Source organism: Pseudothioclava arenosa, from assembly GCF_002358085.1.
Classification (GTDB): Bacteria; Pseudomonadota; Alphaproteobacteria; order Rhodobacterales; family Rhodobacteraceae; genus Pseudothioclava; species Pseudothioclava arenosa.
The window spans coordinates 105,687-121,076 of record NZ_NTJD01000006.1; the positions used below are offsets into that span (position 1 = coordinate 105,687).

16 protein-coding genes are annotated in these 15,390 nt (G+C 65.8%); 10 read left to right on the plus strand and 6 right to left on the minus strand.

Translation table 11 applies throughout. The annotated features are described in order from the left end of the window. Positions 1-22 precede the first annotated feature (22 nt). Positions 23-847: an LOG family protein gene (locus CLN94_RS09320; protein WP_096433493.1), complete on the plus strand. Its 825-nt coding sequence runs from the start codon at positions 23-25 to the stop codon at positions 845-847. Positions 848-966: 119 nt separating this feature from the next. Here the strand turns inward: CLN94_RS09320 and rlmN are convergent, their stop codons facing one another. Both rlmN and CLN94_RS09330 read right to left on the minus strand, forming a co-directional pair. Further along, positions 967-2,148, minus strand: coding sequence for a dual-specificity RNA methyltransferase RlmN (rlmN, locus tag CLN94_RS09325; RefSeq protein WP_096433495.1), 1,182 nt, complete (start codon positions 2,146-2,148; stop codon positions 967-969). 119 nt (positions 2,149-2,267) lie between these two features. Further along, complete coding sequence (locus CLN94_RS09330) at positions 2,268-2,804, minus strand: invasion associated locus B family protein (RefSeq protein ID WP_096433497.1); 537 nt, start codon at positions 2,802-2,804, stop codon at positions 2,268-2,270. A 171-nt stretch (positions 2,805-2,975) separates the two neighbouring features. Between CLN94_RS09330 and CLN94_RS09335 the strand changes: the two genes are divergently transcribed. Next, complete coding sequence (locus CLN94_RS09335; protein WP_096433499.1) at positions 2,976-3,965, plus strand: asparaginase; 990 nt, start codon at positions 2,976-2,978, stop codon at positions 3,963-3,965. Here CLN94_RS09335 and CLN94_RS09340 read toward each other — a convergent pair. Next, complete coding sequence (locus CLN94_RS09340; RefSeq protein ID WP_096433501.1) at positions 3,962-4,720, minus strand: TSUP family transporter; 759 nt, start codon at positions 4,718-4,720, stop codon at positions 3,962-3,964. The genes CLN94_RS09335 and CLN94_RS09340 overlap by 4 nt on opposite strands. Positions 4,721-4,902: 182 nt before the next feature. Between CLN94_RS09340 and CLN94_RS09345 the strand changes: the two genes are divergently transcribed. The 3 genes from CLN94_RS09345 (at position 4,903) to CLN94_RS09355 (ending at position 8,040) form a co-directional block, all read left to right on the plus strand. After that, a complete protein-coding gene (locus CLN94_RS09345) occupies positions 4,903-5,712 on the plus strand; it encodes a CPBP family intramembrane glutamic endopeptidase (RefSeq protein ID WP_143598899.1) in 810 nt (269 codons plus the stop codon). Positions 5,713-5,781: 69 nt separating this feature from the next. Then, positions 5,782-6,693, plus strand: coding sequence for an acetyl-CoA carboxylase, carboxyltransferase subunit beta (accD, locus tag CLN94_RS09350; RefSeq protein ID WP_096433505.1), 912 nt, complete (start codon positions 5,782-5,784; stop codon positions 6,691-6,693). Between the two features lie 72 nt (positions 6,694-6,765). Continuing rightward, complete coding sequence (locus CLN94_RS09355; protein ID WP_096433507.1) at positions 6,766-8,040, plus strand: bifunctional folylpolyglutamate synthase/dihydrofolate synthase; 1,275 nt, start codon at positions 6,766-6,768, stop codon at positions 8,038-8,040. Here CLN94_RS09355 and zapE read toward each other — a convergent pair. Beyond that, on the minus strand, positions 8,037-9,131 hold the full coding sequence (gene zapE, locus CLN94_RS09360) for a cell division protein ZapE (protein ID WP_096433509.1): 1,095 nt from the start codon (positions 9,129-9,131) through the stop codon (positions 8,037-8,039). The two genes, CLN94_RS09355 and zapE, sit on opposite strands and share 4 nt — an antisense overlap. Before the next feature lie 134 nt (positions 9,132-9,265). On the opposite strand from zapE, the gene CLN94_RS09365 reads away from it, so the two are divergent. The 3 genes from CLN94_RS09365 to lpxK all read left to right on the plus strand — a co-directional run bounded on the left by CLN94_RS09365 (position 9,266) and on the right by lpxK (position 11,776). Then, a complete protein-coding gene (locus CLN94_RS09365; RefSeq protein ID WP_096433511.1) occupies positions 9,266-9,502 on the plus strand; it encodes a DUF4170 domain-containing protein in 237 nt (78 codons plus the stop codon). Between the two features lie 125 nt (positions 9,503-9,627). Next, positions 9,628-10,740, plus strand: a complete 1,113-nt coding sequence (locus tag CLN94_RS09370) for a 3-deoxy-D-manno-octulosonic acid transferase (RefSeq protein WP_096433513.1) — start codon at positions 9,628-9,630, stop codon at positions 10,738-10,740. 1 nt (position 10,741) lies between these two features. Then, positions 10,742-11,776 (plus strand): tetraacyldisaccharide 4'-kinase, encoded by a 1,035-nt coding sequence (gene lpxK, locus CLN94_RS09375; protein ID WP_096433515.1) that lies wholly within the window; start codon positions 10,742-10,744, stop codon positions 11,774-11,776. Here lpxK and CLN94_RS09380 read toward each other — a convergent pair. Further along, entirely contained in the window at positions 11,773-12,450 is a 678-nt protein-coding gene (locus tag CLN94_RS09380; RefSeq protein WP_096433517.1) for a DsbA family protein, read from the minus strand. The two genes, lpxK and CLN94_RS09380, sit on opposite strands and share 4 nt — an antisense overlap. A gap of 3 nt (positions 12,451-12,453) precedes the next feature. Continuing rightward, complete coding sequence (locus CLN94_RS09385; protein ID WP_245845166.1) at positions 12,454-12,999, minus strand: DUF721 domain-containing protein; 546 nt, start codon at positions 12,997-12,999, stop codon at positions 12,454-12,456. Between the two features lie 80 nt (positions 13,000-13,079). On the opposite strand from CLN94_RS09385, the gene mutY reads away from it, so the two are divergent. After that, complete coding sequence (gene mutY / locus CLN94_RS09390) at positions 13,080-14,117, plus strand: A/G-specific adenine glycosylase (RefSeq protein WP_096433521.1); 1,038 nt, start codon at positions 13,080-13,082, stop codon at positions 14,115-14,117. A 66-nt stretch (positions 14,118-14,183) separates the two neighbouring features. Beyond that, complete coding sequence (locus tag CLN94_RS09395; protein ID WP_096433523.1) at positions 14,184-15,326, plus strand: alkane 1-monooxygenase; 1,143 nt, start codon at positions 14,184-14,186, stop codon at positions 15,324-15,326. Positions 15,327-15,390: the final 64 nt, after the last annotated feature.

The window sequence follows — 15,390 nt, forward strand, 5'->3', positions numbered from 1 at the left end:
GGCGCAATGAGCAGGACGACGCATGAAAGACGATGGACGCAGCCACCCGTTCCGGGATTCGGTGACCGACGCAGAGGCGGCCGACCGCATTCCCGACACCCCACAGACGCGCGCGCCCGCCTATCGGCTCGCCTTCACCGATGTCGATTTCATGATGCGCGAAGAGTTGCGCCCGGTGCGGTTGCAGCTTGAGCTGCTGAAACCTCAGCTGATCATGGACGAGCGCGGCATCGAGAGCACGGTGGTGATGTTCGGCGGCGCGCGCATCCCCGAACCCGCAAAAAAGGACAGCGCGAAAACGACTTACCTCGCCGAACTGTCGCATTACTACGACGAGGCGCGCAAATTCGCCCGGATCATGACCGAGCATTCGATGAAAAGCTACGGGCGCGAATACGTGATCTGCACCGGCGGCGGCCCGGGCGTGATGGAGGCAGGCAACCGCGGCGCCCATGAGGCGGGCGGGCAGTCGATCGGGCTCAATATCGTGCTGCCGCATGAACAGGCGCCGAACCATTACGTAACGCCGGACCTGTCGTTCAACTTCCACTATTTCGCGATCCGCAAGATGCATTTCCTGATGCGCGCGAAGGCCGTGGCGATCTTTCCGGGCGGTTTCGGCACGCTCGACGAGATGTTCGAGAGCCTGACGCTGATTCAGACGCACCGGATGCGCAGCATTCCCTTCCTGCTCTTCGGCAAGGCCTTCTGGAACGAGATCATCAACTGGGAGCGGCTTGCCGAGGCGGGCACGATCTCGCCCGAGGATCTGGACCTGATCACCTTCGTGGAAACCGCCGAAGAAGCCGTGGCGATCATCGAGGCCTGGGATTACGGCTGCGCCTGACGGGCCCAGCCGCGCGTCTCCGACCCGGGCAGGATGCGTATTTCAGCCAAGAAGAAACCCAGCTTCTTCTTGGCCCCAAATACGCAAACCCGCATACCGCCGCGATGCGGCCGGGAAGCTCAGAGCCCGGTTTCCGCCTGGATCTCGGCGCGCGACTTGCGGGCGCGTTCGGTCGCGGATTTCAGCTGGCCACAAGCGGCCATGATGTCTTCGCCGCGCGGGGTGCGGATCGGGCTGGCGTAGCCGGCTTTGTAGATGATGTCGGCGAAGGCCTCGATCCGCTCCCAGTCCGAGCGTTCATAGGGCGCGCCAGGCCATTCGTTGAACGGGATCAGGTTGATCTTGGCCGGGATGCCGCGGATCAGCTTGACCAGCCGCTTGGCGTCCGCGTCGCTGTCGTTCACGCCCTTCAGCATCACGTATTCAAAGGTGATCCGCTCGGAGTTCGACAGCCGCGGGTAATCGCGCAGCGCATTCAGGAGCGTCTCGATGTTCCATTTCTTGTTCACCGGCACGAGGCGGTCGCGCACCTCGTCGGTGGTGGCGTGGAAGCTGATCGCCAGCAGGCAGCCGATCTCCTCGGCGGTCTTGGCAATCTCCGGCACGATACCTGAGGTCGACAGCGTGATACGGCGGCGCGAAAGGCTGATGCCCTCGCCATCCATCACCACTTTCATCGCGTCGCGGACATTGTCGAAATTGTAGAGCGGCTCGCCCATGCCCATCAGCACGACGTTCGAGACTAGCCGCGTCTCGTCCTTGGGCGCGCCCGGCACCGGCCATTCGTTCAGGTCGTCGCGCGCCACCATGACCTGCCCCACGATCTCGGCGGCGGTCAGGTTGCGCACCAGTTTCTGCGTCCCGGTATGGCAGAACGAACAGGTCAGCGTGCAGCCCACCTGCGAGGAAATGCACAGCGTGCCGCGGTTTTCCTCGGGGATATAAACGACCTCGACCTCGTGGCCGCCGGCGATGCGCAGAAGGTATTTGCGGGTCCCGTCCATCGAGACCTGCCGGGTGACGATCTCGGGGATCTCGATCACAAATTTCTCGGCTAGGAGGGTGCGATAGTCCTTGGCGAGATTGGTCATCTCGGCAAAGTCGCGCACACCCCAGTGATAGATCCACTGCCAGATCTGACCGACGCGCATCTTGGCCTGCTTCTCGGGCGTGCCCGCCGCGATCAGGGCATCGCGCAATTGCTCGCGGGTGAGGCCCACGAGGTTCATCTGGCCGCCCTCGGGCAGCTTGCGCGGGATCGTCAGCACGTCCTGCGTGATCGGTGCAGTTGCGTCAGTCATGGCGGCAATTCCTTGGAATGAGCCGCTCCTATAAGGGATTCGCGCGCGGCGGGGTAGAAAAAAGCGAAAAGGCCCCGGCGTCCGCGGGGCCCTTCGGGATCACGTTCTGCGGCGCAGTGTTACTGGCAGCGCTTGGCGGCCTGCTCGGTGGCGGCGGTGAAGCCGATCAGCGAGAACTGGTCTTCGGTCTTGGTGCCGCGCCCGGACTGGCCGAGAACGCGCACATCGGCACCGGCCTTCAGCGCCGCGATGATCTTGGCATCTTCGTCGCCCGAGCCCGCCCAGGCGCCCTCGCCATCGGTGAACAGCGCGAATTTGGTGTCGCCGACCATCAGGTCCACGGTGGAGTCCTTGGCGAAGGGATAGCCGCCGGCAAACGAGACCTCGCCGGCCGACTGGCCCTTGCGATAGGTCACGAACAGGCGGATGTCGCCACGGCGCACCTCGACGGGCTGACCGCCCTTGGTGTTGATCGTCTTCTTCGGCGCCGAGACCACCCAGCATTCCGGCGGGGTGCCGTCGACGAAGACGCTCCAGTCGGTTTCGGTGGCGATGCGGTTGGAGCTTTCCTGCGCGCTGGCGCCCGACGCCACTGCGCCCAGCATCACGCCCGCCATGGTAAGAGCCGCCACACCGTTCCGGGTGATTTTCTTCATGATCACAGCCTCCAGCTGCCAGATACCTCTGCCCCGCCTTGCGGGGTTGATGTCCCTTTTTTCCAATGGCGGATGCGATTTCAACTCGATATGTCGGTGATAACGCAAATGTGCCGGATTGGGAAAGCCCCTCCGGCGGAAATTCGCCACATCCCGAACAGGAGAACGCCCATGTCAGCAATGCCGATGATCGAGTTGTGGCGCGGCGGAATGCTGGAATCGGTCCATGCCGGGCATGCGGTGATCTGGGGGCCGGGCGGGATCGAGGCGGCCTGGGGCGACCCTGAGGCGGTGATCTTTCCGCGCTCGTCGTGCAAGATGATGCAGGCGCTGCCGCTGGTGGAAAGCGGCGCGGCCGCGGCGGCAGGGCTGAGCGACCGGCAACTGGCGCTGGCCTGCGCAAGCCATTCGGGCGGGGCCGCGCATGTCTCGGGCGTGGCTTCCTGGCTCTCGGATCTGGGGCTGGCCGAGGGTGACCTGCGCTGCGGCATCCACATGCCCTGGGACAAGGACGAGAACAAACGCCTGACCTGCTCCGAGGCGGCGCCCTGCCAGTTGCATAACAACTGCTCGGGCAAGCACGCGGGCTTCCTGACGCTGAACCGGCATATCGGCGGCGGCTCGGAATATGTCGAGCTCGATCACCCCGTTCAGCGCGCGGTCAAGGCCGCCTTCGAGGAGGTCGTGCAGGAAACCTCGCCGCATTGGGGGATCGACGGCTGCTCGGCGCCGAATTTCGCCTGTTCGGTGGCGGGTCTGGCGCGCGCGATGCAGTTCTTTGCCGCCGCCAACCCCGAGGGTTCTGCCCGCGAGGCCGCCGCCGCGCGCCTGACCCGCGCCATGGCCGCCTTCCCCGAGCTGGTCGCGGGCAAGGGCCGCGCCTGCACCGAGCTGATGGCCGCCTGCAAGGGCCGCGCGGCGGTGAAAACCGGCGCCGAAGCCGTGTTCATCGCGATTATTCCCGAGCAAAAACGGGGCATTGCGCTGAAGATCGTGGATGGCGGCACCCGCGCCTCGGAAGCGGCGATCGCAGCGCTTCTGGTGCGCTGCGGGCTCTTGGAACGCGCCGATCCGGCGGTGGAAAAGCGCCTGCCCTCGGTGCAGAAAAACTGGCGTGGTCTGGTCACCGGCGAGATGCGGCTGGCGCCGGGGTTTGCCTAAAGCATCTGCCAGATCAGCTTGAGCGCCAGCGCCGAGGAACTGACAACCAGCAGCGGCTTGATCAGCCGCGCGCCCACCCGCATCGCAAGCCGCGCGCCCAGTCGCGCGCCCGCCACCTGCGCGACGCCCATCGCGAGCCCGGTGATCCACCAGGGCGCGCCAACCGCAGCAAAGCCGATCAGCCCGCCGACGTTCGAGGCGAAGTTCAGCATCTTGGTATGCGCCGTGGCCTTGAGCACCCCGTAACCCGCCAGCGACACGAAGCCGATCATGAAGAACGCCCCCGTGCCCGGCCCCACCAGCCCGTCGTAAAACCCGATCAGCGGCACGACAAAGGCGGTGAAGGCGGTGGGGGTGATCCGCTCGGCGCGGTCGGTGTCATCGAGCCCCTTGCGCAGCGCAAAGAACCCCGCGATCGCGATCAGGATCACCGGCAGCGCAAACCGCAACCCTTCGGTCGGAATCCGCGACACCAAAAGCGCGCCCAGCAAGCCCGCGCCTCCGGACAGGAACGCCGCCTTGATCTGCCCGCGCAGGTTCACATGCCCCGAGGCCGCATAGGACAGCGCCGCCGTCGCCGCGCCGAAACACCCCTGCACCTTATTCGTCGACAGCGCCTGCAAGGGCGTGGCCCCTGCCAGCAGCAGAACCGGCAGGGTAATCAAACCGCCGCCACCCGCGATCGAATCGACGAAACCGGCCACGAAAGCGGTGCCGATCAGGATCAGGGCAAGGTCGAGAGAGGTTTCGAACATCGGGCACCGCAGGCTAGGCACCTTTCTTCCGCCAGCCTTCCGCCGAAGTAAAGCCGCTTGTCGCATTCGTGGGCGACGGCTAGGAAGGATCAGCAACTTGCGAGGCTTACCGGGTGCAGTATCGGCTCCTCGACCTTTTTGTCCGGCCCGCGAGGGCGCGTGCCGAATACTGGCGCAGCGCCTTGGGTGTCGTTGCAATCGCGGCGCTCTACTTCGGCGGCACCTGGCTTGCCCTGATGCTGGTGGCACAAGTCGTCTCGCCAATGCAGTTCCTCGGCATCCTGCGCAAGATCGCCACCGGCAGCACCCCCGAAGGGCTGATCATGCTGTTGTCGACCTTCGCGCCACTGGCGATGGCCACCAGCTTCGTGTTGCGCTGGCTGCATCAGCGCAACTATCGCACACTGTTCGGGCAGGGCTGGACGCGGGATTTCCTGCGCGTACTCGTGCCGCTGGTGGCGTTTCAGCTGGCGCTGTTTCCACTGGCGCTGCTGAACCCGGATGTGGGCCGCAGCACGCCGCTTGCAACGGTTCTGGCCTGGTTTCCGGTACTGCTGGGCTTCCTGATGCTGCAGGTCACCGCCGAGGAAATGGTGTTTCGCGGCTATCTGCTGCAACAGCTCGGCGCCCGGTCACGCCACCCAACAGTCTGGATGCTGGCGCCCTCGATCCTATTCGGTGTGCTGCATTTCAATCCGGCGGATTTCGGGGGCAATGCGATTTATCCGGCGATCTGGGCGATGATCTTCGGCTGTCTCGCCGCCGACCTGACCGCGCGCACCGGCAACCTTGGCGCGGCACTGGCCTTTCATTTCGTGATCAATCTCTCAGGGATGGTGCTGGTGGGGCTTTACGGCACGCTCGACGGGCTGGCGCTTTTCACGCTGGTCATCAACACCCGCGACTTCTCGCAGGTGCTCCCCTATCTGGCCACCGACCTGCTCTCAATGCTAGTCTCGTGGCTGATCGCGCGGCTTGTCCTGCGCGTCTGATTGCAATTCCCGTCCACCGGGCTTATCTGAACGCAACGTCAAACGCAGAGCGCAAGGGGCTTGAGGCCGATGAACTGGATCTCGAACTACGTCCGCCCAAAGATCAACTCGCTGTTTTCGCGCCGTGACACGCCCGAGAACCTCTGGACGAAATGCCCCGAATGCGGGTCGATGCTGTTCCACCGCGAGCTGGCCGACAATCTCAATGTCTGCACGAATTGCGATCACCACATGGCGATCACGCCGCGCAAACGCTTCGAGGCGCTTTTCGACGGCGGCATCTTCTCCGAGGTCAAGGTCCCCGATCCGATCACCGACCCGCTGCATTTCCGCGACCAGAAGAAATATCCCGACCGGATGAAGTCGGCGCAGAAATCCACCGGTGAGAAAGAGGCGATGCTGGTCGCCGAGGGTGAGATCGGGCGCACGCCCGTGGTTGCCGCCGGGCAGGATTTCTCGTTCATGGGCGGCTCGATGGGCATGTATGTCGGCAATGCGATCGTCGCCGCCGCCGAACGCGCCGTGAAACTGAAACGCCCGCTGATCCTGTTCTCGGCCGCAGGCGGCGCGCGGATGCAGGAAGGCATCCTGAGCCTGATGCAGATGCCGCGCACCACCGTCGCCGTGGAAATGCTGCGCGAGGCGAACCTGCCCTACATCGTCGTGCTCACCCACCCGACCACGGGCGGCGTGACCGCGTCTTACGCGATGTTGGGCGATGTGCAGATCGCCGAACCCAACGCGCTGATCTGCTTCGCCGGCCCGCGCGTCATCGAACAGACCATCCGCGAGAAACTCCCCGAGGGGTTCCAGCGCGCCGAGTACCTGCTCGACCACGGCATGCTCGACCGCGTGACCCATCGCAAGAAACTGCGCGAAGAGCTTATCACCATCCTGCGCATGATGATGAAGCTGCCGCCGGCCGTCGCAGGCGACCTGCCCAAGCCCGCCGAAGAGGACGCTGCCGCCAAGGCCAAGTGATCTTCATCGAGCCGCAAATACTCCGGGGGTCCGGGGGCAGCGCCCCCGGCCGCGCGTCGCGAAGGCTCCACCATGACTGACAACTCCGACACGATCCTCGCCCGCCTGATGGGGCTGCATCCGAAGGTGATCGACCTCACCCTCGACCGGCTCGAACGGCTTCTGGCCACGCTCGACCACCCCGAGGCGCACATCCCGCCCGCGATCCATATCGCCGGCACCAATGGCAAGGGCTCGACCCAGGCGATGATCCGCGCGGGCCTCGAGGCGATGGGCAAAAGCGTCCATGCCTATACCTCGCCGCATCTCGCGCGGTTTCACGAACGCATCCGCCTCGCCGGCACGCTGATCTCCGAACCCGCCCTCTCGGCGCTTCTGGATGAATGCGAGGCGGCGAATAGCGGCCAGCCGATCACCTTCTTCGAAATCACCACGGCGGCGGCGTTTCTGGCGTTTTCGCGCACCCCCGCCGATTACACCTTGCTCGAAGTGGGCCTCGGCGGGCGGCTTGATGCGACCAATGTGATCGCGGCGCCGAAACTCTGCATCATCACCCCGGTCTCGATCGACCACACCCAGTTCCTGGGCGAAACCCTGCCAGAGATCGCCGGCGAAAAGGCCGGGATCATCAAGCGCGGCGTGCCGGTCATCGTCGGCCCGCAGGAGGAAGACGCGCTCGAAGTGATCGAGGCACGCGCGGCCCGGCTCGGCGCCCCCTTGCATATCTACGGCCAGCACTGGCAGGTCTGGGAAGAGCGTGGGCGGCTGATTTTTCAGGATGAAACCGGGTTGCTGGACCTGCCGCTGCCAAACCTTCCGGGGCCGTATCAGATCCTCAATGCAGGCGCGGCGATCGCGGCGCTGCGGCTTCTGGGCGCGGATGAGGCGGCCTGCGAGGCGGCCGTGACCCGCGCCGAATGGCCCGCGCGGATGCAGCGCCTGCGCCGTGGCCCCTTAGTCTTTGCCGCCGGCGCGGCCGAGCTCTGGCTTGATGGCGGGCACAACCCGGCGGGCGGCATTGCCGTGGCCGAGACGCTGTCACGCATGGCGCCCAAGCCCACGCATCTGATCTGCGGGATGCTCAACACCAAGGATGTGACCGGCTACATGCGCCCGCTGACCGCGCAGGCGGAAAGCCTGACGGCGGTGGCGATCCCCGGTGAGCCGAACACGCTGCCCGCCGAGGAGACCGAAGCCGCCGCGCGCAAGGCGGGGTTTGCCCGGACGGCGCAGGCCGAAACCGTCGACGCGGCAATCCGTGCGATCACCGCGCGCCAGCCGCAGGCTCGGATTCTGATTTGCGGATCTCTGTATCTTGCCGGGCAGATTCTGCGCGAGAACGGTTAATCTTCGTTTGCCCAGTCGAGGCTTTGCATCTCGCGCAGGCGGCTTGCGGTGCGCTCGAACTCAAAGCTGCCCTCGCCCTCGATGTACAGCCGTTCGGGGATGTCGGCCGCCGAACAGATCAGCCGCACGCGCGCCTCGTAAAGCGCGTCGATCAGGGTAACGAAGCGCTTGGCCTCGTTGAAATTCGTGGCCGAGAGCAGCGGAATATCGTCGATCATCAGCACCCGCATCGCCTCGGCAATGACAAGGTAGTCGCCCGCGCCCAGCATCTGCCCGCACAGATCCCAGAACGAGGCCCGCCCGACCCCGTTGTGGAAATGCGGAATCACCACCTCGCGCTTCTTGATCGTCAGCACCAGTCTCGAGGCTTCATCATGCCCGGTCAGCTCATCCCAGAGCTGGTTCATCGCACGATGCGCATCGCGCCCGGCCGGGGTGAAATAGACCTGCGCGCCCTCAAGCCGGTTCTGCCGGTAGTCGGTTTCCGAGATGATCTCGCGCACCTGCAACCGCTCGGTCAGGATGTCGATGAAGGGCAGGAACAGCTGACGGTTCAGCCCGTTCTTGTACAGGTCCGTCGGCACCCGGTTCGAGGTCGTGACCACGGTCACGCCGCGCTCGAACAGGATCTCAAACAACCGCCCCACGATCATCGCATCGGCGATATCGGTGATCTGCATCTCGTCGAAGCACAACAGCCGCACCGAGCCCGCGACCTCTTCGGCCACCGGCACGATCGCATCGCGCACGTTCGACTTGCGCGCCTCGTGCAGCTTGGCCTGCACCTCCTGCATGAACTCGTGGAAATGGACACGCCGCTTGGGCGCATCGACCGCGCCGCAGAACAGGTCCATCAGCATCGACTTGCCACGCCCGACGCCGCCCCAGAGATACAGCCCCGGCACCGGCTCGACCGTCTGCTTCGAGAACCGCCCCAGCAGCCCGCCCTTCTTGCGGCCGGGCGCGGGCTGCGCCTCGACGCCGCGGCGCACCTCTTCCAGCAAAGGCAAAAGCGCACGCTGCGCCGCATCGGCATGCAACTCGCCGGCGGCCACGCGGGCGTCGTAAATCTCGGTCAGGGTCTGGCTCATGTGCTGCAAATAACGCGATGCGCGGATTTTGAAAAGCGGACTCGCGTCGGCGCAAAAAGAAATGTATACCTTCGCATACCAAAACCGATCCGCGGCCCAGCCGGGCCCGGCAGCCTTTTCACGGGAGCCTGACCATGGCCAACGCCACGCCCCAACGCCTGCATCTTGTCTTCGGCGGCGAGCTCGTCGATCCGCAGCGCAGCGAATTCCGCAATGTCGAGGATATCCACATCGTCGGGATTTTCCCGAACTATGCTTCGGCCTATGACGCCTGGAAAGCCGAGGCGCAGCGCACCGTCGACAACGCGCATATGCGGTATTTCATTGCGCATCTTCACCGCTTGCGCGACGAAGAGCAGGAACAATCCTGATCTGACCGAAAGTCGCGATGCCCCGCCTGTTCTCCTTTGATCTGCGCAAGTCCCTCGGGATTCTCGGCCGATCCGAGACCAGGCGGCCCCCACCCCCATCCGACACACGCCCGCTCCATATCTGGGTGCTGTCCTCTGACGAGGCGGCCCCGCGCGCGCGGCTGATTCTCGAGGCGCTGCTGCGTCAGCCGCGGCCGGTCCGGATAACGCTTGTCGTGCCGCAGGGCGCGCCGGTGCCGGATCTGCCGGCCGCGGACGAGGCAATTTCGGTGCAGGCCGAATCCGCGCCGATCCATCAAGCCCGCATGCTGCGCCATGATGCGCCCGATCTGGCGCTGGTGCTGGGCGCGCCGCTGTCCACCTCGGTAACGGATGCTGCCGAGGGCCTTGCCGTGCCGGTGATCTGGGCCGAGGCGGTGGCTCTACCCGAGCGGCCCGGCCTTTTGGGGCGGCGCGAGAGGCGTCGGCAGCTCGAAAGCCTTGCGCATATTTTTGCGCGCGACCTTGACGGGATGGAGGGCCTGCAGGCCGAGGGCGCGCCAGCCGAGCGGCTGACGCTGGGCGGCATGCTGACCCTCCCCGCCGAGCCGCTGACCTGCTCCGAGGCCGAGCGTAGCTCTTTTGCCGCGCGCATCCGCACCCGCCCGGTCTGGCTGGCCGCCGCCGTGCCCGAGGCCGAGTTGGAAACCGTGCTGGCTGCGCATCGCCAGGCCTTGCGACATGCTCATCGGATGCTCCTGCTGCTTGCCCCCGAAGACGACCGGCTCGGGCCGTTCTGGGCCGACCGGCTCGAAGCCGAGGGTTGGCGCACCGCGCGGCGCAGCCTCGAAGGCGAGGCCGACGAAGATGTGCAGATCTTCATCGCCGATGATGCGCAGGAGTATGGCTTGTGGTATCGACTGGCCCCGATGACCTACATGGGAGGCACATTGTCGGGGCCCTGCGCGACCCCGCATGATCCGCTCGAAGCGGCGGCTCTGGGCTCGGCACTCGTGCACGGGCCGGTCTATGCGCCGCATTCCGAAACCTACAACCGCCTGATTGCCGCCCGCGCCAGCCGCGCGCTGCGCAATGCAGGGCAGCTTGGCGATGCGGTCGCAGACCTGATCGCGCCCGACCGCGCCGCGCTTCTGGCGCAAAACGCCTGGGGGGTCAGTTCGGGCGGGGCGGGGTTTGCCGAGCAGATCGTCGCAACCGCGATTGACGTGATTGATGCCCGCGCGGCGGAGGAGGGCTGAGATGGGCGCGCCCTTGTTCTGGTTCAATTCCCCGAAAGCGCCGGGCCTCAAAGCGCGGCTGCTGGCACCGCTGGGTTGGCTTTATGCCACCGCAACCGCGCGCCGCGTGGCACAGCCCGGGCTGCGCCTGCCGGTGCCGGTGATCTGCGTCGGCAACATCAACGCGGGCGGCACCGGCAAGACCCCCACCGTGATCGCCTTGGTGCAGCATCTGCAGGCGCGCGGGGTTACGCCGCATGTCGTCAGCCGTGGCCATGGCGGAGCGCTGCAAGGCCCGGTGCAGGTGATCGAGCGCCAGCACAGCGCCGCCGAGGTCGGTGACGAGCCCCTGCTGATTTCGGCCTTCTGCCCGGTCTGGGTGTCGAAGGATCGCGCGGCGGGCGCGCAGGCGGCGGTGGCGGCGGGCGCGCAGGTGATCGTGCTGGATGACGGGCATCAGAACCCCGCCCTATCCAAAGACCTCTCGATCGTCGTAGTCGATGCGGTGAAGGGCTTTGGCAACGGGCTTTGCCTGCCCGCGGGGCCCTTGCGCGAGCCGGTCGCGGCGGGGCTTGCGCGGGCCGATTTCCTGCTGTCGATTGCTGGAAATGCTGCGCAGCATTTTTCCGGCGCGCCGCAGAAAAACCCGGCTTTCGCTGCGCAGAAAAACTTTGCAGAAACCTGGGGGGCGGCGATCACCGTGCCGCATCTTCAGGGCTTCCTTGAGCCGCTGCAAACCGGGATGGACTGGGAAGGCCTGCGCGTTCTGGCCTTCGCGGGCATCGGCCATCCCGAAAAATTCTTTCAGACATTGCGGGAGCTTGGCGCGGATGTTCTGCGCGGCGAGGCGCTGGAAGACCATCAACCCTTCACGCCGCAATTGCTGACCCGGCTTGAGAATGAGGCGCGGCTTCTGGGGGCGCAGATGGTGACCACCGAGAAGGACGCCGCGCGCCTGCCCGAGGCCTTCCGCCCCAAGGTTCTGGCGCTGCCGGTGCGGCTCCGGATTGCCGATGCCGCACCGCTGGATGCTGCGCTTTCGCGCCTCGGGCTTTAGAGCAGCCCGTCGAGAACCTTCTTCAGTTCCTCATAGCTCATGTTGCTGTATTTGGTGCCGTTGATGACCATCGAGGGCGTTGCGGTAATCTCGTCCTTCGAGGCATTGGCCTGATAGGTCGCAACCATCGCGTCGCGGCGCGCGTCGTCCTTGACGCAGGCCTCGATCTGCTCATCCGAAAGCCCGGCCTTCAGCCCCAGCTTGCGCAGGTTGGCAAGGATCGTCTCGGGCTTGCCATCGCCGATCCACTCGGCCTGCGAGTCATAAATCAGGCCCGACATCGCATAGTAGCGCGGCGCACCGCCACATTGCGCGATCTGCCCGGCCAAGAGGCCGAAGCGGTCGAAGTAAACCTCGCGGTGGATGAACTTCACCTTGCCGCTGTCGATGTAATCGCGCTTGAGCGCCGGGAACACCTCTTCGTGCCAGGTCGCGCAATGCGGGCAGGTATAGGAAGCGTACTCGATCAGGGTGATCGGGGCGGTTTCCTCTCCCATCACGTAATCGGGCAGAAGCTCGACCGTGCTGGCCTCGGCTGGGGTGCTGACGGCGCTTTCCAGCGCGGCGGCAACCGAGGTGGTCGCCTCGGGCGCGCGCTGGGTCAGCATCAGGCCGACAGCCGCCACCGCGGCAAGGGCTATACCGCCAAAGAGGAAGGTTTTCGAGTTGCTCATAGGTCAGGCCTTTCGGTTCGCGGCACTTTTCGCATGTTTCGATAAGACGTTTTCGGCCAGCTGTTCAAGCGCGGCCTTGAGCCCGGCATCCGTGCAGCCTTCGGCCACGGCCTGCGCCTCAGCGCGGGTGGCCGGATCGGGTGCGGGCGGTTCGGGTTTCGGCGCCGGAGAGAAATGCGCCTGCCCTTCGGCAAAGCCTGTCGGCGCGGTCTGCGTCAACGAGATCCGCGAGATCGCATTGTAGCCGTAGCAGGCGTTCACCTTGTCGCGAATCGCGGGCAGTTGCATCTGCAGGATCGGCGCCGAGGCGCCCGTCGTCAGCAGCGTCAGCGTCGCCCCGAATCCGTCGCGCGCATAGCCGATCTTCACCGGCCGGCACTGCGCGGCGATCTCGGCGCCCACGACCTCGGACCAATGGGTCAACAGGCGCGTCACCGCAAAGCCCCGCGCCTCTCCGGCCGTGCGCAATTGCTCGCGCATCAGCCCGAAGGCCGGCTCGAAGCCGCGCATCCGGCGGCTCGGGGGGGTGTTGGAGTTTTTCGCTGCCATCTTCTCTTCCCGGTTCGAGCGGCTATCTTAGGCGGCTGGAATGGCTTGACCAGAGGAATGGCCGGTGGAGGGCATAAAACTTGCGTGACGGAGCCGAGAGCCAGATCAGCGCGGATCTGCTGGAGTGGTATGACCGCGAGGCACGGGTCATGCCCTGGCGCGTCGGCCCGGCTGAGCGCGCCGCCGGTGAGCGCCCCGATCCGTATCGCGTCTGGCTGTCCGAGGTGATGCTGCAACAGACGACCGTTGCCGCCGTGCGCGATTATTTCCGCCGCTTCACCGAGCGCTGGCCCGATGTCGCGGCGCTGGCCGCCGCCGAGGATGCCGATGTCATGGCTGAATGGGCAGGGCTTGGCTATTACGCCCGCGCCCGAAACCTGCTGAAATGTGCCCGCGCCGTGGCTAACGATCATGGCGGGCGATTCCCCGAGACTGCTGACGCCTTGCGCGCCCTGCCCGGCGTCGGCCCCTATACCGCCGCCGCCATCGCCGCGATCGCCTTCGACGAGCCCGCAGTAGTGGTCGACGGCAATGTCGAGCGCGTGGTTTCGCGGCTTTTTGCTATTGAGGCCCCGCTGCCCGGCGCCAAGCCGGAACTGACCCGCCTTGCCGGAACGATCACTCCGCAGGCCCGGCCCGGAGATCACGCGCAGGCGATGATGGATCTGGGCGCCACGATATGCACGCCGCGCAATCCGCTCTGCGGGCTCTGCCCGCTCAGGCGCGATTGCCGGGGCTATGCGGCGGGGCTGCAGACGGTGCTGCCGCGCAAGGCCCCCAAGCCCGAAAAACCCACGCGGCGCGGCTTTGCCTATGTCGCGGTAGGGCCGGCCGGCGGTGTCTTGCTGGAGCGACGGCCCGACAAGGGGCTTTTGGGCGGCACGCTCGGCTTTCCCGGCTCGGACTGGGCCGAGGCGCCCGAGCCCGCGCCGCCCTTCCGGGCCGAGTGGCAGCCGGGCGGGCAGGTGCGCCACACCTTCACCCATTGCCACCTTGAACTGCAGGTGATGGTCACGCGCGCGGCGCGTCCGGGCATGGTGGCACGCGACGCGTTTCGCCCCGGCGACCTGCCGACGCTGATGCGCAAGGTCTGGGACGCCGCCCAAAGCGCGCTTTGACGCAGTGCCGATGATTGCCTCGCGCCCCGCGCTCGCTAAGATGCGCCGACCGCAACCGGAGCCCTGATGTCGAGCCGCGCCGAAATCCGCCGCCCCAGCCATGCACTGCCGTTCTGGCTGTCGCTGGGGACGATTCCGCTGGCGGTGATCGAGGCGCGATTCGGCGGCTGGACGCTGCTGCTGCTGCCCAGCTACGCGTGGTGGATCGTGACGCTGCTCGACCAGGTGATCGGGCGCAACACCGACCAGCCCGACACCGAGACCCCCGAGAGTGATCTGTTCTGGTATCGGCTGATCACGCTGATCTGGCTACCGATCCAAGTCGTGGTGATCTACGGCGTGATCGGCTATGCGACCCGCAGCACCCAGCTGAACACCGCCGAGCTTACTGGGCTGATGTTCGGGGTTGGGGTGATCTCAGGGACGATCGGCATCGTCTATGCGCATGAGTTGATGCATCAGAAAACCCGGTTTGAGCATTGGCTCGCCGACCTGTTGCTGGCCAGCGTGCTCTATTCGCATTTCCGCACCGAGCATCTGCTGGTGCATCACCTCTGGGTCGGCACGCCGCGCGACACGGTCACCGCGCGCTACAACGAAGGGTTTCACCGGTTCTTCTGGCGGGTTTTGCGCGATTGTCCGCGCTCGGCCTGGCGGGCAGAGCGGCTCAAGCTTGCGCGGGCCGGGCGGCCGGTCTGGCACCTCTCGAACCCGTTCTGGCGCTATGCCGGGCTGCAGGCGCTGGCGCTTGGTGCCGCTTTCTTGGTGGGCGGCTGGATGGGTCTGGGGCTGTTCGTGCTGCAAGCCATTTTTGCCGTCTGGCAGCTGGAGTTGACCAATTACGTCGAGCATTACGGGCTGACGCGCCGCCACAAAGGCGAGGGGCGCTATGAGCATGTCATGCCGCGCCATTCCTGGAACGCCGATCATGCCGCCTCGAACTGGCTCCTGATCAACCTGCAGCGCCATTCCGACCACCATTACAAGCCCGACCGCCGCTTTCCGCTCTTGCAGACCTATTCCGCCGAAGAGGCACCGCAGCTGCCCTTCGGCTATCCGGCGATGACCGCGCTGGCGATGGTGCCCCCGCTCTGGCGGCGCCGGATGAACCCGCGCGTCCGCGCCTGGCGGCGCCGCTTCTATCCCGAGATCGAGGATTGGACCGCTTACAACCGCGGCACGACCGCGATGCCGCGCGGCTCGATGTAACCCGTCGGATTTTGCGTATTTGCGCCAAGAAGAAGGGGCTGCCGTTTCTTCTTGGTCCAAATAC